The 22,608-nt window shown below is 39.1% G+C and carries 15 protein-coding genes and 1 tRNA gene; 7 read left to right on the top strand and 9 right to left on the bottom strand.

The genetic code is table 11. The annotated features are described in order from the left end of the window. Positions 1-7: 7 nt before the first annotated feature. The 3 genes from ABIB30_RS22450 (at position 8) to ABIB30_RS22440 (ending at position 4,245) form a co-directional block, all read left to right on the top strand. The gene (locus ABIB30_RS22450) at positions 8-2,176 is read left to right on the top strand and encodes a pectate lyase-like domain-containing protein (protein ID WP_354305298.1); all 2,169 of its coding nucleotides are present in this window, start codon (positions 8-10) and stop codon (positions 2,174-2,176) included. A 308-nt stretch (positions 2,177-2,484) separates the two neighbouring features. Continuing rightward, entirely contained in the window at positions 2,485-3,051 is a 567-nt protein-coding gene (locus tag ABIB30_RS22445) for a TetR/AcrR family transcriptional regulator (protein ID WP_354305297.1), read from the top strand. Positions 3,052-3,105: 54 nt separating this feature from the next. After that, complete coding sequence (locus tag ABIB30_RS22440) at positions 3,106-4,245, top strand: alpha/beta hydrolase (RefSeq protein ID WP_354305296.1); 1,140 nt, start codon at positions 3,106-3,108, stop codon at positions 4,243-4,245. Between the two features lie 158 nt (positions 4,246-4,403). On the opposite strand, the gene ABIB30_RS22435 is transcribed toward ABIB30_RS22440, so the two are convergent. Both ABIB30_RS22435 and ABIB30_RS22430 read right to left on the bottom strand, forming a co-directional pair. After that, positions 4,404-4,477 (bottom strand) — tRNA-Pro (locus ABIB30_RS22435). A gap of 177 nt (positions 4,478-4,654) precedes the next feature. Beyond that, positions 4,655-5,680, bottom strand: a complete 1,026-nt coding sequence (locus ABIB30_RS22430; protein ID WP_354305295.1) for a GntR family transcriptional regulator — start codon at positions 5,678-5,680, stop codon at positions 4,655-4,657. Between the two features lie 282 nt (positions 5,681-5,962). On the opposite strand from ABIB30_RS22430, the gene ABIB30_RS22425 reads away from it, so the two are divergent. Together ABIB30_RS22425 and ABIB30_RS22420 are read left to right on the top strand one after the other, a co-directional pair. Next, entirely contained in the window at positions 5,963-6,094 is a 132-nt protein-coding gene (locus tag ABIB30_RS22425) for a hypothetical protein (RefSeq protein WP_257722235.1), read from the top strand. 155 nt (positions 6,095-6,249) lie between these two features. Further along, complete coding sequence (locus ABIB30_RS22420) at positions 6,250-8,709, top strand: TonB-dependent receptor (protein WP_354305294.1); 2,460 nt, start codon at positions 6,250-6,252, stop codon at positions 8,707-8,709. 21 nt (positions 8,710-8,730) lie between these two features. On the opposite strand, the gene ABIB30_RS22415 is transcribed toward ABIB30_RS22420, so the two are convergent. The 7 genes from ABIB30_RS22415 to ABIB30_RS22385 all read right to left on the bottom strand — a co-directional run bounded on the left by ABIB30_RS22415 (position 8,731) and on the right by ABIB30_RS22385 (position 17,600). Beyond that, positions 8,731-9,195 carry an Lrp/AsnC family transcriptional regulator gene (locus ABIB30_RS22415; protein ID WP_354305293.1) on the bottom strand — a complete coding sequence of 155 codons (465 nt, stop codon included), beginning with the start codon at positions 9,193-9,195 and terminating at the stop codon, positions 8,731-8,733. Between the two features lie 219 nt (positions 9,196-9,414). Further along, the gene (locus ABIB30_RS22410; protein WP_354305292.1) at positions 9,415-10,995 is read right to left on the bottom strand and encodes a SusD/RagB family nutrient-binding outer membrane lipoprotein; all 1,581 of its coding nucleotides are present in this window, start codon (positions 10,993-10,995) and stop codon (positions 9,415-9,417) included. Positions 10,996-11,006: 11 nt separating this feature from the next. Continuing rightward, positions 11,007-14,057: a SusC/RagA family TonB-linked outer membrane protein gene (locus ABIB30_RS22405; RefSeq protein WP_354305291.1), complete on the bottom strand. Its 3,051-nt coding sequence runs from the start codon at positions 14,055-14,057 to the stop codon at positions 11,007-11,009. 306 nt (positions 14,058-14,363) lie between these two features. After that, a complete protein-coding gene (locus tag ABIB30_RS22400) occupies positions 14,364-14,636 on the bottom strand; it encodes a UBP-type zinc finger domain-containing protein (RefSeq protein WP_354305290.1) in 273 nt (90 codons plus the stop codon). A gap of 74 nt (positions 14,637-14,710) precedes the next feature. Next, on the bottom strand, positions 14,711-15,334 hold the full coding sequence (locus tag ABIB30_RS22395) for a Fe(II)-2OG oxygenase family protein (protein ID WP_354305289.1): 624 nt from the start codon (positions 15,332-15,334) through the stop codon (positions 14,711-14,713). Positions 15,335-15,694: 360 nt separating this feature from the next. Then, positions 15,695-16,336: a TetR/AcrR family transcriptional regulator gene (locus tag ABIB30_RS22390; RefSeq protein ID WP_354305288.1), complete on the bottom strand. Its 642-nt coding sequence runs from the start codon at positions 16,334-16,336 to the stop codon at positions 15,695-15,697. Between the two features lies 1 nt (position 16,337). Continuing rightward, complete coding sequence (locus ABIB30_RS22385; RefSeq protein ID WP_354305287.1) at positions 16,338-17,600, bottom strand: aminotransferase class I/II-fold pyridoxal phosphate-dependent enzyme; 1,263 nt, start codon at positions 17,598-17,600, stop codon at positions 16,338-16,340. 126 nt (positions 17,601-17,726) lie between these two features. Between ABIB30_RS22385 and ABIB30_RS22380 the strand changes: the two genes are divergently transcribed. Together ABIB30_RS22380 and ABIB30_RS22375 are read left to right on the top strand one after the other, a co-directional pair. Next, positions 17,727-18,101 (top strand): hypothetical protein, encoded by a 375-nt coding sequence (locus tag ABIB30_RS22380; protein WP_354305286.1) that lies wholly within the window; start codon positions 17,727-17,729, stop codon positions 18,099-18,101. A 113-nt stretch (positions 18,102-18,214) separates the two neighbouring features. Next, positions 18,215-22,576 carry a CusA/CzcA family heavy metal efflux RND transporter gene (locus tag ABIB30_RS22375; protein ID WP_354305285.1) on the top strand — a complete coding sequence of 1,454 codons (4,362 nt, stop codon included), beginning with the start codon at positions 18,215-18,217 and terminating at the stop codon, positions 22,574-22,576. Positions 22,577-22,608 lie beyond the last annotated feature (32 nt).

The raw sequence follows: 22,608 nt of genomic DNA, 5'->3' as shown, positions 1-22,608 counted from the left end.
TATTCTAATGAGTAGAAAGATAATCTCCGTATTTACAGCATTTGCGTTTATGTTGATCCTATGCAGTTTTATAAACCCTCATCCAGCTGATGAAAAAAAACAGGAAAATAAGAAAGATAGCAAGATTGTTTACGACAAGAAGAAACATAGTATAACATTAACATGGCCAGCATTCGGCTCTTCAGGAAATTATGTAATTACAAGAGGAGGCAGTCGTTTGGCATCAGATTTTGTATCGGCAGGTTCGACTTCCAAATTGACGTTCACAGATCATAAGCCAAATACAGATAAGTACGAAAATTATTATAAAATTACTCGTAATACCACGACAATAATACTCTCGTTAGAGAACCAGATTTTTGGTAGTAATATGTATTTCTACGATAGAAAATATGAAAAAGCAGAAACTGCACGAAACGAAATTAATTTGCAGTTTGGCACTATTGGTCTGGGGGGATCAAATGGCGAGTGGACTGCAAAACGTCAAGCATATTATTTCAAAGCAAATGTTGATGGTCAAACTTACGATCCGGGCGGATCTGGTTCTGCATCATCGGCAGCGGCTAACTCCATAGAATTAGGATTTTATTCTCACATTGGAGGTTTAGGCAAAGTACCAGCAGCTGTTAAATTGGGTTCTATATTTACCAGGCCTCATCTTTCGGGTGGAGCAAATGCTACGTGTACATTTTGGCGTTCTGTGGAAAATGTGGCAGTAATGCGTGACTTTGCCTGGACAGTTTCTCAATCAACCAGTGCACGAAGGATGTTGATTGAAAGCACTTCAAAATATATATCAGACGTTGGAAGTAATAATTTTTGGGGTAGCGGTGGTTTTATTGCCGATACGCATTATACATCATTCAGACCAAACTGGGGTGGACAACAACAATGGTATACCAGAAATGCTATTTTCCCATCAGGTTCGGGAGCTATGGGTGGATCTTATAATATGGTTTGGCAAGGTTGCGTCAATCCTCCCAAGGCGGATGATGCCAACTCTCCAATTCCTACTACACCTATTATCAGAGAGAAACCTTTCCTTTTTATAGATAATGATGGCGAATACAAAGTATTTGTTCCTGCATGGCAAAAGGATAGGGCAGGAGTTTCCTGGTCTTCAACAGCTATGGGTGAAGGGACAACTCAAGATTTGCTTACCGATTGGTATATTGCCAGAGAAGGTGACACCGATGTGGAAATCAATACTGCATTAAAAGCGGGTAAAAATATATTCTTCACACCAGGACATTACGCATTGAATGCTCCTATTCAAGTGAATAGAAAAGATGCAATACTTTTGGGTGCTGGTATAGCTTCAGTAACGCTGGAGCCTGCTGAAAAAAACACCTGGGGATGTGTTTATGCTGGCGACAAGGATGGAATTATCATTGCCGGACTTTTGATGGATTCTTCCAACAGTACAACTTATCAAGTTAGAATTGGTGAGGAAGGGGCAAATGCAGACCATGCTGTAAATCCTATCTTACTCACAGATATCACTTGTAGAGTAGGTGGGGTTCAATCGAAAAATATTCAGATACATACTTCTATGCAAATAAACAGCAACAATGTAGTGGGTGATCACTTCTGGCTGTGGCGTGCCGACCACGGTTCACAACGTGGCGGAAATTTACGCTGGGTAAGAGACAGATGTAAAAATGGACTTATTGTTACTGGAGCTGATGTTACACTTTATGGCCTTTTTGCAGAACACTATCAAGAATATGAAGTGTTATGGTTGGGAGAACGTGGCAGAACCTATTTCTTTCAGAATGAACCGCCATATGACGCCCCAAATCAAGCAAGCTGGACTAGCCAGGGAGGCCGGGTTGATGGGTATGCGGCTTTTAAGGTCGCCAATACTGTAAAAGAACATCATAGCATAGGAATGGGTTCTTATGCAGTTATCACAGGGACTGATGGTCATGTGAATAAGAAAAATGGATTTGAAATACCTAATAGTTCGAATGTGAAATTCGAAAAAATGATTATCACTCGTTTTGCCGGGCCGGGTAACATCCAGAACGTTATCAATGGTATTGGCGGTAGTACAGCAACTGGTGTAAAACGTGTGGCATTATACAACAATGGCGCAGGTATACAACCTTATGATGAAGAATTTGACTTGCCCAATCGTGAATCCTATCCTGTTTATATTCGTATGGACAGGTAAATTAAAGTTGGTCTCCATGCAGTTTTAGAAAGTTTATTCCATAAAAAAAGAGGCCATGAGCCTCTTTTTTAATTTTAGGTCGGGTAGCAGGATACTTGACCCAACTCTTAAAATATTGATTGTTAATTATATATCAAATAAAAATAAATTCAGGGAGCTGAACAGGTACTGATGATTAAATACGTATTGACTCAATTTAACGAACGATTGATTTTTATATTAATGATTATCAATCAATTATATTATAACTTGGTATTGTTCATTCTTTAAATATACAAACTTGTCTATTTAATACTTAGTTTTGCTGTATGATCAAGCAAAGAGGACAAGTAGTAGTTGATAAAATTCTGGATACAGCAGAAAGACTGTTTTTTAAACAGGGTTATAATGTGACAGGAATCAACCAGGTGATCGAAGAGGCAGACATTGCCAAAGCATCTTTATACAAACATTTCGAATCAAAAACTGACCTGTTACTGGCTTACTTGCAGCGCACACATGAGCGTTGGTTTGATAAACTTGGAGGCGACGTCAATAAAGTAGCCGACCCCAGGGAAAAACTATTAACGCTATTTGACTATCACCGTGAACGTCAGCTACAGAATGGATACAGCGGCTGTCGCTTTATCAAAGCAAATGACGAAGCCGGGATGAGTGATGAACGGGTATTAGCAGAGATCCAGAAGGCAAAGCAGCATTTTAAGGATTTTATAGCTGAGTTGGTGGCTAATTCAGGACATCAAAAGCTTTTAACGGATAAAGAATTGACTGATCTGATATTCATGTTGCTGGATGGAGGCATAGTAGCTGCCTCCATATTTAAACAGGCAGATGACTTACAATCGGCCAGAACAATAATTCAAAAACTACTTTGAAGGAAAAGAATTAAAAATTAATAGCCAGAAAAAAAACAATTAAACCATGTAACCATGAATTTACGAAGGAATTTTATTAAAGCAGGGGTTGCCTTTGCGGCGTGCATGCTCGTAAGTATTTTAAATCTTAAAGCAGACGCTGCTCCAAACAACAATCAAAGGCTAAATACAAAACAAAAAGAACCCGTATTAATTTCGCATACATTTACCTCAAAGCGTAATAAGACGCATTATTGGGAAGCCGGGCCAAGCAACGGCCCATTGATGATCTTCGTTCACGGGTGGCCAGAGATTGGATTACTGTGGCGTGCACAAATGGAAGCCTTTGCCTCCGAAGGATGGCGATGTATCGCACCTGACCTGCGCGGTTTCGGTGATTCATCGGTACCCACGGCAAAAGGAGCTTATGCTATCAAAGAAATCGTTGATGATATGGCAGAACTCGACGCTCACCTGGGCGGTAAAGCAGCAATTTGGGTTGGGCACGATTGGGGAAGTGTAGTCGCCGGATCCCTTGCTGCGCATTACCCTAAGATCAGCCGGGGAGTAGTACTTATGTCTGTACCTTATTTGCCTCAGGGCTGGGCATTGCCGAATTTGATACCGCTGGTTGACCGGACCCTTTACCCCGCCAATAAATATCCGGACGGGCAATGGGACTACTGGCGTTTCTACCTGACCCATTTTGACCAGGCCGTGAACGACATGGACGCTGATGTGCCAGCAACACTTGCATCTATCTTTACGAAGGGTGTTCCTGCCTCTGCCGGAAAATTGTCACCTTCAGCATTAGTGACCGCTCATGGAGGCCGTTATGGCACTGCCCACCGGGCACCCGGCACAGAGCCCGACTATACTTTATGGCCGATACCTGACTTCGATGCCTTGGTCGCTGCATTCAAAAAAACAGGCTTCCGTCCATGCAATTCCTATTATCTGAACGATGATGCCAACATTGCCTACGCCAGGACTGCGCTAAACAATGGTAAGCTGAGCCTGCCCGTTCTATTTGTCAATGATGAATATGAACCATTTTCGAATATTAATTTGAACAAAGCCGGAAATCCTATGCGAGCAGCCTGTTCAAATCTTACGGTGATCGATCAGCCTTCGGGCCATTGGGTACCTTTGGAGCGTAAATATGAAATTACAAAGACTATACGCTCATGGGTTAAGTTGAATGGTCTGAAGTAACCTAACACAGGGTAGGTGATGTTTTTACTATGCTAAATATGATAAATGGGGCACCGAACAGGGCACGTTTTCCTTGATATGGATAGGGTTAAGAAAAAACAAAAAACCCCTTAAATCTTCGATTTTAAGGGGTTTTTGTGCTTGTTAGCAATTTTGTGTCGGGGTGGCAGGATTCGAACCTACGACCTCCTGCTCCCAAAGCAGGCGCGATACCGGGCTACGCTACACCCCGAACATAATCAACATTCCAGTTATTAATAACCTTCGTTGTTGTTGGGATTGCAAAAATACAATAATATATTTAGTAAGCAAATTTATTTTTCTTTTTTATCATTAAATAATTGAAAAATATAAACAATAAGCCGACTATACTACTGTAATCAATTGATTGATTGTTTTTTACAACTCATTAAAGAGAGTTTCTTAAAGTCACCTTAAAAGGAATTTGAATGTGTTCTGATGAATTACTTAACAATAATTCGGCAGCTTTTTCTCCCATCATCTTAAAATCAGTTGAAATTGTAGTAATTCCATCCAGGATGATCTTTTTGATAGGTGTTTCATTATAAGAGATTACACCGATGTCTCTTCCTATTTGGTAATTCCCCTCAATGATCTTTTCAATCAAGATAACCAGATCATCCTCAATCAGATTAATATATACCGATCCAGACTCCATTTTATGATGATCCAGCCCATTCAATATCTCATTGTCGTAGCTATAGTGCTGACAGAAACGCAGAAAACCAATTAATATTTTTTTTGAATAGTAAGAATTCTGCGGAAAGATTATTTTTAGTTTATTATACTTTGATAACCTGTCAATCAGCTTTTCCAGCGCAGAAAAGATATCCTCTTCAAAATTCTCATATACAGCTCCAAAATCGCCCGTTACACCTTCAGCGAGTTTGTCCATCAATATGAGTTTCTCCTTGGCTATTGTATCAATCAGTTTATAACCCATTTCTCTGTTTTCATAAAAATGAGGAATAATCACACATTTAGCATAGTGATCTGCCTTATCCAGCAATAACTTCTTAAACACATTGAAATCATTGTTATAGATATAGAAATCAATGGCAGCTTCATTTCCCAATGTTTCGGAAAAAGCATCGTAGATGAGCTTTTTATGGATGCTCAGCTTATTGAAAAGCAATAATACTTTTACTGGTCTCTGGAATTGAGTATGCACAATAAAAAAGCCTTTTCCGGCAACAGACTGAACTAAGCCCATTCTTTTGAGTTCATTATAAGCGCGCTCTACCGTACTTCTGGCAGTTTCCAGCGCATAACTAAACTCATTGATGGAGGGAAGTACATCATTTTTTTTGATCTGCCCGGACTGAATCCCCTGTAGGATTGAATTGATCAGTTGCAGATACTTTGGTGTAATAGAATATGCATCAATCCTTGCAATTTTCAGGATGTTGTTCATGTTTAATGACAATTCTTTAGACTAATAAATTTACAGAATTAGCATCCCGGCAAGAAATTTAGAAAAGAATTTCGCTTTAGAGAGATAGATGGCCTTACTTGGTTACAATACTTATTGTTGTCTAATCAAAATTATCAAATGATTATAATGTACTGATATTCAGTCTTTAATATGTGAGTGAAAACTCTGTCGAAATCCTGTACCGATTAATCCTTTAAGTAATCCCCATGTCTATAGGATAGGTTATGAAATTAAATAGGTTAAAAACTAAAACACACAAAGATGAAAACATTTAGAAATCTAATGCTATTGGCAGTGGTAGCATCCCTATTAAGTTCCTGCATCGTTCAGGACCGTGGATACAGACATCACAGAGGTGGTTACGGTGGAGGTTACTGGCATCGCGGCTATTAATCTATAATCAGAAAAATCATAAGGGTGATCAGCATCAAGACTAACATTTCTAAAGGAATGGGAGCTGGATGCTGATCACCCTTTTTTTAATTAATTTTTAATACTGCTGTAACCTTTTATCTGCTTAGTCATCTTAAAGACATAACCTTTAAAAGATGAGAAGACTAACCACTGGTATTTTGGCCTGTATAATCAGCCTCTTTACACTTTCTTCAGCAAATGCCCAAACTAACACCGGTGCCGGTAAATTTAGCGGTAAAGTTCTGGATGAAAAATATATCAACCAATCCTACGTTTCAGTAAGTTTATTAGCAGCCAAAGACTCAACCCTGATTAAAGGCTCTATCACAGATGATAACGGAAGCTATCTTTTCGAACGTTTACCAGAAGGAAAATATCTTGTCGCTTTCAATATGATAGGCTATAACAGAGTCTTTAAAGGCCCTTATGTTATTGATGCGGCACATACAGCTTATAACATTGATAATGTAGAGCTGGTTCCAGCTTCTAAACAACTGAATAGTGTAAATATCGTTGCCCGCAAGCCTCTTATAGAAAGACAGATTGATAAAACAGTACTGAATGTAGAAAATAGTGTTTTGGCAGCAGGAAATACTGCACTTGAAATCCTGGAAAAAGCACCAGGAGTAAGCGTCGATAAAGACGGAAACGTAAGTCTCAGAGGAAAAACCGGGGTAACAGTTATGCTGGATGGCAAACCGACTTATCTTTCCAGCGAACAACTGGCCAATCTTTTGCGCTCCACAGAAGGAAATGCAATACAATCTATAGAGTTGATCACCAATCCTTCAGCGAAATACGATGCTGCCGGAAACTCAGGGATTATTAATATTAAACTAAAGAAGAATAAGAATTATGGTACGAATGGCTCACTAACAGCAGGGGCAGGTTACGGTAGATATTACAAAGCAAATAGTGGATTATCGCTCAACCATAGGGAGAAGAAATTTAACGCATTCGGGGAATTTAATTATGGGAAGAACAAAAGATTTCATGATCTGGATATTGACCGTGTAAACAATACCGAAGCAGATCAAACCTTTTTCAGGCAAACAAGTTCACAGATAGGGGAGAGACAGAATTATAACTATAAGGCTGGTCTGGATTATTTTATCAATGATAAAAATACCATTGGTGTAGTCGTAAACGGCTACAAAGCTACCGGAAATAATAATGATACCAGAGTAGTGACGCTGATTGGAAGTCAACCATTAAAAACAGACTCATCAGTTATCGCCCTTAATCCAAATCAGTATAAATATACAGGTATCACCTATAATTTGAACTACAAGGGTACCATTGATACTGCGGGACAGGAAATTTCGGCCGATGCAGATTATTCAAGGTATAACGGATTACAGAATTCCGATTATAATAATACCTATTTAAACGCTGACGGTCAGCCTTCCAAAGTACCATACATTTTTAGAAACAGGACACCATCATTGGTTAAAATATTAGTTGGAAAGGTAGATTATACCTTACCTATCAATAAAAAGATGAAACTGGAGACCGGGCTGAAAAGCAGTAAAGTCAGTACTGATAACATTTCTTCTTTTGAAAACTTCCTGAATAATAGCTGGCAGAGTGATCTTGCCCGAAGCGATCATTTCATCTATGATGAGAATATAAATGCAGGTTATATAAACCTGAATCGTGAATTCAAAGGATTAACTGTACAATTAGGATTGAGAGCGGAACAAACGAATTCTAAAGGTAATTCTGTTCCTAAACAACAAATTTCTGATCGTCATTATTTTGACTTGTTTCCTAGTGTCTTTGTAAACCGTGTACTTTCTAAAAATCATGAAGCTGGTTTCTCTTACAGCAGAAGAATTGACCGCCCCGATTACGAAGATTTAAACCCTTTTGTGTATTTCATAGATTTATACACTTACAGCATGGGAAATCCCTTTTTAAATCCTCAGTACACGAATTCGTTTGAGCTTTCTTACTCTTATAAAAAAACGATAAATGCTACCCTTGGTTACAGCCATACCAATAATGCGATTTCAAGAGTACTGGTTTCGGATACAGCGAAGAAAACATTGTTTATTTCTTCTCAGAATCTTGCGCAAAAGAAATCTTACAGCCTGAATATCAATTCACCTTTAACCCTGTTTAAATGGTGGACAACAAATAATAACCTGACTATTTTTTATAACGAATTCAGTACACCTAATCTTTTGGGCGTACCTTATAAAGGAGGTAAAACAGCTTTCAACTTTAACAGTAATCAAACTATCACCTTGAACAGTACCACGAATTTTGAGCTATCAGGTTTTTACCGTTCGTCGCAGGTTGATGGAACATTAGCACTGAAACCCATATATGGTATTGATTTAGGAATCAGTAAATCATTCATGGAGAAAAAACTGAGTCTGAAATTAGCTGCAAACGATGTCTTTAATTTACAGAAATTCAGAATTACCAGTGCGATCCCATCGCAGAGTTATACCGTAAATGAAAAAAGTGAAACCAGGGTTTTCCGCCTGACTTGTAGCTATAGATTTGGCAGTACATCCATTAAAGGAGCCCGTCAACGTTCTAAAGGCTCATCTGAAGAAGAAGGTCGTGTTAAATCAGGAGGATAAGTCCAGAATTGTAATTGCAGGTTATAAAGGTAAACCGATTTCTGACTTTGCCTGTGAGATCACCAATGAACTATGTACATTGCCAACATTTTCAAGTGGAGCAATCTTTTGACGAAGGAAAGCATTATAAGCATGCATATCAGGAATGATAATCTTGAGCATAAAATCATACTTGCCAGTGATATGATAACATTCCAGAACCTCAGCATAAGAAATAACAGTTTTCTGAAATGATGCCAAAGCATCCTCACTATGGCTGGTCAGTGCAATCTGAGGAAAAGCAACCAGAGAAGTTGTTATTTTTTCTCTATCCAATATGGCGACATACTTCTTAATATACCCCATCTCTTCCAGTCTTTTTCTCCGGTCAAAAATCGGAGAAATTGTTCTGTTCAGCTGATGTGCAAGCTCTTTATTGGTCAATCTTCCATTTTCCTGCAGAAGATTTAATATTCCCAGATCAGTAGGGTCTAAATGCGAATTCATAACTGGAATTATTGGCTTAGTGTAAACTTATTTGCAGGTGGATGATGACTCAAATATAGCGTATTTCATAATTGAGTAGGTGCTGAGTCATGTGAAAAATAGATTTATAGCGGAGATAGTGTAAAAATCCGTCTGTTGTTATCAAAAGATAAAACGATTTTATAATAGCGCACGACCCAAATATCGGCTGGATCGTGCGCAGTAATTTTATTTTATTAATTAAGGTTGATTCCACCAAAGCGGCGTTAGTAACCGGGTCTTTTCAGAGTTATCAGCTACATTCTTTGGATTTCTTGTCGCTTCATTAGTCTCATAAACCATGGCCTGGATCCACGGATCGGCATCATTTGATGAAAAAATAGTTGTATTAATATTTAATGGTTTTTTAAGGCCGGGACCATAAATCTCTTTGCTATAATCCATTCTGCGCATGTCTACCCAAGTCTCATTATTTAAGCACTGTGTAATATATTTCTGACGAAAAATATGACTTAACCCCTGTGTCAGACTAGAAAAATGTGAAACAAGACCATCACCAAGCTGTGCCGTCCAATAGGCATTCATATCAGCCGCACTTACTCCAAGTTTTCTCATATTGGCCTTCACACCCAATTCATAATCTGCTAAAGCGCCCGCAGTATTACCAGACCGTAATTTGGCTTCGGCTTCGATTAACTTCACTTCCGAATAAGTCATGAAAGGGAACGGAGAAGTCGTATTGGTATAATATCCACTTTTGCTAAACGGGCCATAATCAGCAATAGCAGTTTTGGTAGCATCACCATTAGACCCATCTGCTAATATGCCTTGCCCACCAGTAAGGGCGCCTCCGGATCTCAATCCTCTGTATTTTCCATCAGATGCTGCGGGAAGCATAATCTTTGTAATGCGCGGATCCTGGTAAATGTTATTGGTTACAGGAAAGCTCGTTAACATATTAACGAAAAACTGGCCCCACGTAAAATACCTTGGATCAGTAGTACTGGTAAAACCACCCCAGCTTGACCATGGGCTTTCATCAGTTTGCAATGCACCTGCGATATAGTCAAATTGCGCATCCATACCATCTGCATTAAAAGCATTTTCACAGGCCTCTATAACCTTTGCCGGATTATAAAGTGCTGTCTTTTTTGTTAAATGATTCAGGTAGCGTGCTTTCAGCGCATAAGCAAAACGTTTCCATTTACTTACATCACCCTGATATAGAATATCCCCATTTTTAGAATTCAGGGCTGCAGTTTTATTTGTCCCATCAAAAGCAACAATTGCTTCATCCAATAAAGTCTGGATACGTTGATAAGCAGTTTGCTGATCATCAAAAGAAGGGACGAGATTGATACCTGAAACTCCATTATAAAAATCATTCACTACAATTGAACCATATTGATCCGTTAACATGCCGATATTTAAAGCCAGCAGTGTTTTACCCGCTCCTGTGAAATGCGGATTTCCTTCAGTTTCACCCAGATTAATTAAATCGACACAGTTTGGCATTGTATAGACATATGCATTCTGCCAGAAAAAATAAGAAGCTGTGTAACGCCACTGTTCTGCATTTCTGTTGGTTCCAGTATTTAATTGTGTGGTTCCATATTGTACTAAGCCGGCAATTTCTCTGGACCCACGCCACATTGACGCGCCATTGGTTGTGGTGATTGCGCCGACTAAACGGTTTGCAGCCGAAACAGACGTTGGATTGTTCGGGTCTGTATTCACATCCAGATATTTTTTGCAGGAGGTAGTCATTGTTAAAGCAACAAGGCTTAAAACTGAAATAACTTTTATAGGTAATGCTTTCATGATTGATAATATTAAAATGATAATCTTAAACCCAAATCAAATCCCCTGGTTGCCGGTATACCAAGGTTGTCGAATCCAAACGACCCTGAGCCATTCACTCCGGCACCACTTCCAGAAACTTCGGGATCCACACCAGAATATTTAGTAATCAGGATCAGATTCCGGCCAGTTAATGAGACTTGTAAATTAGATAGTCCAACTCCCTTAATTCTTGTTTTCGGAAAACTATAACTTACTGTGGCATAGCGCAGGCGATACCAGCTGCCATCTTCTACAAAATCGTATCCCTGTTTGGCATATAACGTCTGATAATAATTCTGATCTAGTTTGATACTTTTTGTATTGGCCAATCCTGTAGATTCTATAATTCCATCAAAAACTCTGGTGGTTCTATCCAATGTTTTTTTACTGGTCCCCGAATAAACCATGGCATTTTCCGTGTTATTGAAAATATCACCACCACGTCTGATATCGATCATAAAAGATAAAGACAGGTTTTTATAAGTGAAAGTATTGGTAATTCCAGCTGTGAAATCTGGATTTCTGTCACCAATCAGACTCAGCGCAGGTGCTATCTGCGGAGCTCCATTATTATCTAGCAGCAATTTTCCATCACTATTGGTTTTCCATGTCGTACCATTGATCCCGAATAAAGAACCATTCAGAAATGCGGCGGCCTGTGCTACGTTAGTGCCCCCGGCAGCAACCCAGGCATCTGATAATTCTATTCTGTCTAATTCCCCTGGCAATGATTTTACTGTTGATTTGTTCTTTGCAAAGTTCAGATCTACAGACCATTTGAAGTTTTGATGCGCAATAGGCTGGATATTCAATATAGCTTCCACGCCCCGGCTATGAATAGAACCACCATTCAGGTAGGCCAGAAATGCACCAGACGAAGGAGTTGTACGCGTACCAAGAATCTGATTATCTGAAGTAGAGTTATAGTAAGTAACATCCAAACCCACTCTGCTTTTGAAAAACCTGACATCTGCTCCGATTTCAAACGAATTCGTGAATTCAGGCTGAAGCAGCGGATTTCCATAATAACCACCTGAATTTATAATGAAGCCCCTTGGATTAATCGTAGAGCTATTAGTCGTGGTACCTAATGTGGTAGCCAGTACATATGGAGGAGCATCCTTACCAACCCTTGCCCACGAAGCTCTGAACTTTCCAAACGAAAAGACCTTGTCATCCGATTTAAGTCCCATTTCCTTTAGTACTTCAGAAAATACAATAGAAGTACTTATTGCAGGATAAAAGAAGGAGCGTGCATCTTTTCTAACCGTAGACGACCAATCATTACGCCCACGGAAATTCAGATAAACCAGGTTTTTATAGTCCAGGTTCAAATCTCCAAAAACGCCCATTATTCTTCTTCTGGTAATGTTATTGATACTTGTCCTGGTATTTGGCAAAGTATTATTCAGCGACGTGAATGTAGGATCAATGAAGCCCAGACCCGTTGTCGTTACACCTTCATATGCAGTTGATTCAAGATTGTGGCCAAGCGTAAGACTGGTGTTAAAATCGGTCCAAAAAGTTTTTTTTCCAGTGATCAATAAAGTAGAAGTCGTGATCTGATTGGTAGAAGCGACTTCAGAAATGGCCCCTTTTTCTTCCCCAACCACTGTTGTCCCAGCTCCCCTGATGCTCTTAAACTTTTCATTGTAGAAATCTGTCCCTAAACGGTAAGTTACATTCAGGAACGAAAACGGATCATATACGATGTTTCCATTGGCGATGATCCTGTTCACCTTGTCGGTAATAGGCTTGTAATTGCGGCTCCAATACGGATTATCCAGACCAGTAAGTGTGCGCTGGCTGCCATCTGGATTTAAATAAATACTCATGTTATCACTTGTTGGCCAGAGGGCAGCACCCATTACCCCGCTGCCACTACCCTGCAACACATATTTCCGGTCAGATTCTATATAATTCAGTGTTCCGCCAACTTTTAGCTTATCCGAAATTTTGCTGTCACCGCTTAACCTGAATGATTTACGCTTATAACTGGTGTTTTCTACAATTCCTTTCTGATCTAATAAACCAGCAGAAGCAAAAAAAGTAGTCTTTTCATTGCCACCACTTGCTGAAACATCATGTGTCTGTGAAAATCCGGTTTTAAAGAAATCACCAAGATTATTGTAAACAGCTTCCCCCGGATTTAACAAAGATCCCCATGAGCCGGTCGCTACCGCATTAGAAACCCCCTGTTCGCCTTGTTTGTAAGTAGATTGAAGTTCTGGCAGCTTGTTGACCCGGTCAAAAGAGAAATTATTTGAATAAGTAACTTTACCGGCACCCGAGGCCCCTTTTTTAGTGGTAATTACAATTGCACCCGAGGCTGCACGTAAACCATATAATCCAGCAGCAGCAGGCCCTTTTAATACCGTGATACTTTCTATATCTTCCGGATTGATATCAATCGCCCGGTTTGAAGCCGGAGCTGCACTTGCAACTAATCCACCCTGAGAAACAGGCGTACTATTGTCAATTGGAATACCATCTACTACAAAAAGAGGCTGGTTATTTCCACTTAACGAAGACCCACCACGTATATTAATACTCGCCGAAGAACCTGGAGCACCACTCGAATTGTTGATTTGTACCCCAGCCACCTTTCCCTGCAAAGCATTCACAATATTAGGCTGATTAGATTCTACGATCTCTTTTGCCTTTACATTTTGTGTGGCATAACCCAGCCCGCGTACCTGTTGCTTCACTCCGAAAGCGGTTACAGCAACTTCAATCAAGCCTTTTGAATCTTGCTTCAGAATAATGTTGATTCTGGCTGCCGTTCCAACAACTTGTTCCTGACTTACTGAACTAATAAAAGAGAAGACAAGAATTTGTCCTGGCGTGGCTTTGATGGAATAATTTCCATCTGTGTTGGTCATCACGCCCAAAGTTGTTCCTTTAATTTTGACAGTTACACCAGGGAGTGGTAATCCATCTTCTGCTGAAGTTACTGTTCCTGATACTATTTTTTCCTGCCCCATTACCTGCATGGAAAAAAATAAAGCAGTCACCAGGAATAAGAGTATAATTTTCTTCATTTCTTAATGATTTTGGTTAATTATTAGGTTAATAGGTAATGGAAATAAGATAATAAATCCTGCTGATACTGCGTGATTTTATCTTTATATAAACCAAAAAGTAAAAACAGGATAAAAAAACCAGCCAGAAAACCGGCGATTACCATTTAAAAGAAGAAAGGGTACTATTTTAACGAAGAAACAAGGAAGAAATAAATTAAGTGATAACTTTTGAGCCAATAAGTGGGAGGTAAATTGGCTAAGGACGTAAACGAAACAACAGGGGTGGGAGAGCAGAACGGACAAAAATGACCGTTCTGCAAGTCATTAATATTCTACAAATACTTCGTCTGGATAACACCATAACCAGCGTTCTCCAGGTTCAGCAGAAGAAATTACCGGATGTTTATTTTCATGATAATGTTTGGTCATATGTTTTTGTGGAGAATCATCACAGCAAAGCGTTCGCCCGCAAGTCTGACAGACACGTAAATGCATCCATTCAGTATGCTGCTTAATACACTCTTCACAAACATAATCTTTACTTATTTTCACTTCTTTGATAGCAGTAATATGGCTGCAAACTTCTTGTTCATCCATTGCTTTATTGTTTATGTGCTATAAAGTTAAAAAATATATCCGATCAGTTTGTCTGCCTCTCTTTTGGCAGAACCTTATTTATAGTACAATCTGACACTTTTAAACTGGCGGCCATTATCGTTTGAGAAATTAGTTCTGCTGTGTATAATTCTGTGATTATTGAGGACTAAAAAGTCTCCCTCATTCAGATAATACTGCTCTCCGATTTCATTAATTATATCTTCAAGCTTTTTGAGTACATCTTTAGCAATATGTAATAAGGTCGTGGTATTAATAGTTTCCCCATTATATCGCAGTTGATATTCATCCTCTTTTTTGGTTAATACCGCAGCTTTACCTGAGCTGAATTCGAATATTGGTGTGCTTAAAATATCTATATCAATTTCAGTTAATTTGGCCAGAATACTATCGATATTGCATAAAATAGCCGGCTTATTATCCTTGTAGGCAGAATTCAGACATAAATGCGCTATAACATCATGGAAATAATCATCCTCGCTGGACACCTCAAAATATTGCGCTGTGATTGGTGAACCGACTTCATTACAAATTGATTTAAAAAGATCAAGAGGGTTGGAAGAAGTATTTTTAACAATACATCCAAATTTGTCTTTGTGTAAGTTCTCGGCTACTGATGTAGAAATGGTAGAGACATAGTCATGTCTCAACTCCTTATTCTGGAGATCAATGATGTGCATAATTGTAAAATTTAATTGTTTAAAATAGGTAGGTAGTTTTAGATTTTTTTGATTTACATTTCTCTTTATTTGCTATTTATATTCTTAATAGTTATTTGTTAATCATTACATGCAAGATTAAATACTATTTTTTGATATTCCAAAGAATATTTCACCTATTAGTGAATAGTGGAACTTGCTCATACTGATACTTATCCAGTGCCAAACTCTTAAATTTATTATACACAAAATCCAAATGATTCAAAAAAGAGCTGATAGGAGCAGGAACCTTTTGACAGGAGTCAGAAGAACCCATAAAAGAGACTGTTGATAATTGGAAAAGTAAATTTAACGGAAGAATGAAGGGAGAGATTTTACACCTTATTTTTTAGCCTTGGCATAGCTCCATTCCACAAGCTGACGAAGGCTTTTGATAATTCTTTTCTGGTCAGGCAGCTCATTAATATCCAGGCCGCAAAATGTACTGCCATTTGACTTTGCGTGTAAAACCAGGTAATAAATCCCCCCAATTAAAAGAGCCTGAATAGCTCTTATATCTACATCCGTCCCTTTGAAATGTGGATCGGTAAGTTTAAAAAGTTCGTTGCCTAAAATCTCTCTTGCATCAGCTATTTCCCGCATCAGTGCATTCTTTTCACTGATTTCCCAAAGAATAACTTTCTGCATTTCTTCGGCATCAAGGAAAAAGTTAAACTGGTCAACTAATATCTGGCTGGCAAGCTCCTGACCAAAATTACCTTGATTGGCTTCAATTAATCCTTGTATACCTTCAGAAAAGGCACTCCAATAATCCTTTTGCCGTACGTAGGTTTCTACAAGCTTGTCCACATTTCCGAAATACAGATAGATAAGTTTCTTGTCAACTTTGGCTTTAGCGGCAATATTATTCACCCCCAAACCCTTATAACCTTCAGTCTTTATAATTTCACCAACGGCATTCAGTAATTTCAGTCTGGTTTTTTCTTTATTTCTTATTGGTCCTTCGGTAATTTTTCTGACCATCTTATACACTTTGTCCTGCAATATCAAGTTTTTGATTTACAAATTCAAACGCACTCAGGGCTTTATCTAATTGTTCCCGCGTATGAGTCGCCATTAAACTCATTCGTATCCGGGCATCTTTTTTTGCTACAGCAGGATATAATATTGGATTTGTATAGATACCAGCCTTCAGTAATAACTTGCCGGCATCACCAGTTTTATGGGGATCACCGATTTTAACAGGAACTATAGCAGATGCAGTTGTCCCCGTATCTATCCCAATATCCTGAAGCCCTTTCTTGAAATAATTGATATTTTCCCATAGCTTTAACTGCCATTGCGGTTCCTCATCAATTAATTCAATCGCCTTAATGATACCCGCTGCTGCAGGTGTGCTGGTGGCTGAGAAAATCTGCTGCCTGGACTGAAATTTAAGAAAGTTGATCAGGTTAGGGTTTGCAATCACATAACCGCCAATATTTGCGAATGTCTTGCTGAAAGTTCCGGAAATAATATCCACCTCATTTAATAGATCATGCTGCTCCAGAGCCCCTCTTCCGGTCGCGCCCAGTACTCCGATTCCATGCGCATCATCTACCATCACATAAGCACCATATTGCCTCGCTAATCCGATGATTTCCCTTAAAGGTGCAAGATCACCATCCTGAGAATAAACACCGTCAACAATTACCAACTTAGTTCTGTACTGAGATCTGGCAGCTTTTAAAATTCGTTCCAGAGACTCCATATGGTTATGAAGAAATGTTTTTGTATTCGTTAATATGCAACCCTCATAAATACTGGAATGCACAGCCATATCAACTATCGCCAAATCTTCTTTTTGTAACAAGCTCATCAAAGTAGCACTATTTGCCGTATAACCGGTGGTATAAATTACTGATGAATCTTTGTTCCGCTTAAAAAAAGAAGCAATTTTCTCTTCTAAAATTTCATGGTAAGAAAAATGTCCACCAATTAATGGCGATGCCCCCGCGCCAGTACCGAAGTCTGATATTCCCTGTATAGCAGCAGCTTTTACTTTTGGATGCTGCGTAAAACCCAGGTAGTCATTAGAGACAAAGCTCACATAATCAAAACCATCCTCATGTATTGAAGTTTTTACACGCATTTCCGGCCCGCAGCCTGAGAAATTCTGAAGACGGTAATTCATGTGACCGTTATCTTTCATATATTGAAGGAAATCGCCGAAAACGGCTGCTCTATCATACATATCATGACCTTCAATGTTCTCGAAATTTTTAAAAGTAGCGGTAGTGAAATCCATTTTCATGGCTATTTAAGATTGAGAGATGAGCGAAAATAATTTAATACAATGCTAGTTAACGTTAGTTAAGTTTGCAAATAAATTTCACACTATGTTGAATGATGATGATTTGTCTATATTTACGGCGTGAAAAAGGCATGTTTATACGTACTATTTCCAATTCTTTTTCTGAATACTTCTTTCTCCGAAGTATTCAAACTGCCTCATCTTGTCTCACATTTTCAACAGCACCACCAACAAAATAGTCAGGTTGGGATTATCGATTTCTTATCCATGCATTATTTTGGGGAAGATTTAAACGATAATGATGATGAAGAGGATATGAAACTGCCATTTAAAAAGATCAGTAGCCAGGGACATATTTCTCAAGCTATTTCTTTTTCAAAAACTATTCAATTTAAACAACACTATATCTTTTTGGTAGAAGCCCCTGTTAAACCCGGGCAAAACTGGCTGTGCAATCCTGCACTCGAAAATTTATTCAGGCCACCCAGAGTATAAATTCTTCTTTTAAAATTCCGCAGAAGCCATTTAACCGGCTTTAATTAGTGTGCCATAGAAAAAATGTCTCTATAGCACTGACGTATTCCTGTTTTTTAAAATAATTAGAAATTATGCTTAACCTGATTATTAGCTTTTCTATAAAGAATAAGCTGATCATTGGTCTTTTTGTACTCGCGCTAATTGGCTGGGGTACTTATGAGGTCACCAAATTACCTATAGATGCACTTCCCGATATTACAGACAACCAGGTCCAGGTGATTACCGTATCACCCTCTCTTGGTGCACCAGATATCGAAAGATTAATTACGTTTCCTATTGAACAAGCCTGCAGCAGTATCTCCGGTCTTAAACAAATCAGAAGTTTTTCCCGTTTTGGCCTTTCCCTGGTTACCATTGTATTCGATGAAGAGACCGATGTTTACTGGGCAAGGCAACAGATCAGTGAGAAATTACAACAAGTTCAACAAGAGATTCCTGCCGGTGCAGGGTCTCCTCAAATGGCTCCTGTTTCAACCGGACTGGGCGAAATTTATCAATACGTGGTCAGACCACTCAAAGGGTATGAAGCGCAGTACGATGCTACAGAACTCCGGACCATTCAAGACTGGATTGTACGCCGCCAGCTTTTAGGAACACCCGGTATCGCGGAAGTTTCCAGTTTCGGTGGTAAACTCAAACAATATGAAATTGCTGTTCGTCAGGAACAATTAAAAGCTCACAATCTTACTATAGCTGATGTATTTGAAGCACTGGAAAGAAACAATGAAAATACAGGTGGTGCTTATATTGAAAAAGGCCCTACCGTATTATACATCAGAAGTGAAGGATTAACTGCTACTACGCAGGATATTCAGCAGATTGTAGTCAAAACACTAGAAAATGGTACTCCTTTATTGATGAAAGACGTGGCCACCGTTCAATACGGAGCTGCAATCAGGTATGGCGCAATGACCTATAATGATCAGGGCGAGGTTGCAGGTGCAGTGGTCATGATGCTGAAAGGAGAAAATTCTTCAGTAGTCGTTAAAAGAGTTAAAGATAAGATTGCTGAAATACAGAAAATGCTGCCAAAAGGAGTAGTTATTGAACCTTTTCTGGATCGGACTAAAATGGTGGATAATGCTATCCATACCGTAGAAACCAACTTATTAGAAGGTGCATTAATTGTTATTTTTGTTCTTGTATTCTTTTTAGGTAACCTCAGAGCAGGGCTTATTGTATCTTCAGTTATTCCGCTTTCCATGTTATTTGCAATTATTCTGATGAATAAATTTGGCGTTGGCGGAAATTTGATGTCATTGGGAGCCATAGATTTTGGACTGATTGTCGATGGTTCTGTTATCGTTGTAGAAGCGATATTACATCGTTTTTCGCATTCCAAACAATTCAGAAAAGCAGGACATATCAATCAGGATGAAATGGATAAAGAAGTCGGTAAATCTACCGGCTCTATGATTAAATCGGCCGTTTTCAGCCAGATCATTATTCTGATCGTTTATTTACCAATTCTCTCTCTCGAAGGCATTGAAGGAAAGATGTTTAAACCGATGGCATTTACAATTGCATTTGCTATTCTTGGTGCATTTATATTATCCATTACCTACGTTCCGATGATGTCGGCCCTATGCCTCAGTAAAAACCTGAAGCATGAAAAAAATATGACCGACAGGCTGATGGCATGGTTGGAAAGAAGATATCAACCCATACTTAGTAAAGTATTACATTTTCCCAAAACTATCATTCTGGTTACCCTTTCATTATTTGTAGTTGCAGTATTTATACTCACCCGGTTGGGCGGAGAATTTATTCCCCAGCTGGAAGAAGGTGATTTTGCCGTTGAAACCAGGCTGTTGACAGGTAGTAACTTAAATAACACGATTGAAACGACGCAGAAAGCGTCTAAAATCCTGCTGAAAGAATTTCCTGAAGTCCAGAAGATAGTCACCAAGATTGGAAGTGCCGAAATCCCTACAGATCCGATGCCTTTTGAAGCAGGTGATATGATGGTTATCCTTAAAGATAAAAAGGAGTGGACTTCAGCTAAATCATTTCCAGAACTAAGTGCTAAAATGACCAAAGCACTTGAAGTTGTTCCAGGTATCACTGTTGGATTCCAATTCCCTGTTCAGATGCGTTTTAATGAATTGATGACAGGAGCAAGGCAAGATGTGGTCTGTAAGATTTTTGGAGAAGATCTGGATTCTCTGGCGAATTACGCACATCGCCTAACCGGAATCATTCAGACTGTCAAAGGAGCTATTAATATTTATGAAGAAAAAGTAAATGGGATGCCACAGGTTGTGGTTAAATACAACAGAGAAGGCATGGCTAAATATGGCTTGAATGTGAGTGATGTAAATCGTGTCGTGAATACAGCTTTTGCCGGGCAGGTAGCAGGACAGGTATATGAAGGAGAAAAGCGATTTGATATGGTGGTCAGATTAGCCGGTGGGGCACGCAAGAATATCGCGGACATCCGTAACCTGATGATTCCGGCAAAAACCGGTGGTCAGATTCCATTATCACTGGTCGCATCGGTAGAAGAAGTAGAAGGAGTGAACCAGATTCAGCGGGAAGACACCAAACGCAGGATTATTATTGGTTTTAATATCAAAGACAGGGATGTACAATCCATAGTCGAAGAATTACAGCAGAAAGTTGGAAAAGAACTCCGCCTGAATAAGGGCTATACCATACAATACGGAGGGTCTTTTGAAAATATGACTGCCGCCAAAGCAAGGTTAAGTATTGTAGTACCTATTGCACTTTTACTTATCTTTTTGCTGCTGTACTTCGCTTTTAGTTCAGTAAAACAAGGATTGCTTATTTATACCGCAATCCCATTGTCAGCAATTGGTGGGGTTCTGGCACTGTGGATGAGAGACCTTCCCTTTAGTATTTCTGCCGGAGTGGGTTTTATCGCTTTATTCGGAGTTGCTGTTTTAAATGGAATCCTTTTAGTAACTGAATTTAACCGTTTGAAAAAAGAAGGCTGGACAGATGTTAAACGTATTGTGATACATGCTACCAAATCCAAGCTCAGAGCTGTCCTGATGACTGCTCTTGTCCCTTCTCTTGGATTTATTCCGATGGCTATCAGTACTGGTGCTGGTGGTGCTGTACAGAAACCACTGGCTACAGTTGTTATCGGTGGTTTAATTGTCTCGACCTTACTTACCCTATTCGTTTTACCTATGCTTTATATACTTTTTGAAAAAGGATTCAAATATTTCAGGCCACAGAAAGCGATAGCTGCCCTGATTATTTTATTCTCAATCAGCTTTCATACAATCGCTCAGGAAAAAATACATTTGCCAGCGGCGATAGACAGCGCATTAAAAAATAACAATGCTTTGCGTGTTTCCGCACTGGAAACCAATTATCACCGGGAATTGAAAACAAGCAGCTTTGATGTTCAAAAGGCAACTGCAGGATTTGAATTTGGTCAGTATAACAGTTTAAACAATGATAACAGGTTTTCGATCTCGCAAAGCATCGATTTCCCTACTGTATACACCAGGCAGTCGGCTATTTATAAAACAAATATCCTGATTAGTGAAACTGGACAGCTACAACAGCAGCTAGCGCTCAAAACAAGCGTTAAGTCTACCTATTACGGATTGCTGGTTTTGGAAAATAAACGCAGGCTATTGCTACAAGCTGACAGCATTTATGGTAACTTTCTGAAGAAAGCTGAACAACGTTTTAATTCAGGAGATGTAGACGCACTAGAACTCGTAACTGCCAGAAATCAGCGTTCACAGATCTCTAACCAGCTGGAAATTCTAAAAACAGACTATGAAGTGTTATTGAATCGCTTTAACCTTTTGTTAAATGGCCAGCAGAAAATGGTTCCAGAAACCGATAGCGTGTTATACAAACTTTCTTCTTTGCCATCAGCAGATAAAATAGCAGATAACCCTTCGTTAAAATTACAACAACAACAAATCCTGCTCTCTCAACAGCAGTACAAATTAGAAAAAAGTAAGCTCATGCCTTCCTTAAATCTTGGTTACAGTAACGCCAGTATTGTAGGCTTGCAGACTACAGCTTCGGGCACTGATTTATACTTTGATAAAAGTAAACGTTTCTCTTCTGTAAATGTCGGTGTTGGAATACCGCTGTTCTTTGGTGCACAGCGTTCCAGGATCAAAGCCTCGAATGTATTAATCAGGCAGCGTGAACAGGAGTTTTCTGTGATTGAACAGGAGTTGACTAACAGGATGGGAGATGCCTTGAAAATCTACGCACAGCAAAGCAGGCTGGTGACTTCTTATCAAAACTCAATTCTCCCGGATGCATCCAGGATAATTACCATTACTACCGATAAATTAAATGCAGGAGAAATCGGTTATCTGGATTGGGTGATCCTGATCAATCAATCTATTCAGATTCGTAGTGAATATTTCAATACCGTTCAACAATTGAATGAAGCGGCTTTTGAAATAGAAAAAATAAGTGCCATTAACTAAGTTTTAATAAAATATACAGATGAAACCATCAA

It is taken from the genome of Pedobacter sp. UYP1 (genome assembly GCF_040547305.1).
GTDB lineage: Bacteria > Bacteroidota > Bacteroidia > Sphingobacteriales > Sphingobacteriaceae > Pedobacter.
The sequence above is the reverse complement of the archived record's forward strand: the minus strand, read 5'-3'. Positions and strand labels throughout refer to the sequence as shown.

Bases quoted from the DNA above. Each gene is read 5' to 3' on its own strand.
- ABIB30_RS22405 (WP_354305291.1), bottom strand. From the start codon at position 14,057: ATGAAGAAAATTATACTCTTATTCCTGGTGACTGCTTTATTTTTTTCC.
- ABIB30_RS22400 (WP_354305290.1), bottom strand. From the start codon at position 14,636: ATGGATGAACAAGAAGTTTGCAGCCATATTACTGCTATCAAAGAAGTG.
- ABIB30_RS22385 (WP_354305287.1), bottom strand. From the start codon at position 17,600: ATGGATTTCACTACCGCTACTTTTAAAAATTTCGAGAACATTGAAGGT.
- ABIB30_RS22450 (WP_354305298.1), top strand. From the start codon at position 8: ATGAGTAGAAAGATAATCTCCGTATTTACAGCATTTGCGTTTATGTTG.
- ABIB30_RS22415 (WP_354305293.1), bottom strand. From the start codon at position 9,195: ATGAATTCGCATTTAGACCCTACTGATCTGGGAATATTAAATCTTCTG.
- ABIB30_RS22425 (WP_257722235.1), top strand. From the start codon at position 5,963: ATGAAAACATTTAGAAATCTAATGCTATTGGCAGTGGTAGCATCCCTA.
- ABIB30_RS22440 (WP_354305296.1), top strand. From the start codon at position 3,106: ATGAATTTACGAAGGAATTTTATTAAAGCAGGGGTTGCCTTTGCGGCG.
- ABIB30_RS22390 (WP_354305288.1), bottom strand. From the start codon at position 16,336: ATGGTCAGAAAAATTACCGAAGGACCAATAAGAAATAAAGAAAAAACC.
- ABIB30_RS22410 (WP_354305292.1), bottom strand. From the start codon at position 10,995: ATGAAAGCATTACCTATAAAAGTTATTTCAGTTTTAAGCCTTGTTGCT.
- ABIB30_RS22395 (WP_354305289.1), bottom strand. From the start codon at position 15,334: ATGCACATCATTGATCTCCAGAATAAGGAGTTGAGACATGACTATGTC.
- ABIB30_RS22420 (WP_354305294.1), top strand. From the start codon at position 6,250: ATGAGAAGACTAACCACTGGTATTTTGGCCTGTATAATCAGCCTCTTT.
- ABIB30_RS22445 (WP_354305297.1), top strand. From the start codon at position 2,485: ATGATCAAGCAAAGAGGACAAGTAGTAGTTGATAAAATTCTGGATACA.
- ABIB30_RS22375 (WP_354305285.1), top strand. From the start codon at position 18,215: ATGCTTAACCTGATTATTAGCTTTTCTATAAAGAATAAGCTGATCATT.
- ABIB30_RS22430 (WP_354305295.1), bottom strand. From the start codon at position 5,680: ATGAACAACATCCTGAAAATTGCAAGGATTGATGCATATTCTATTACA.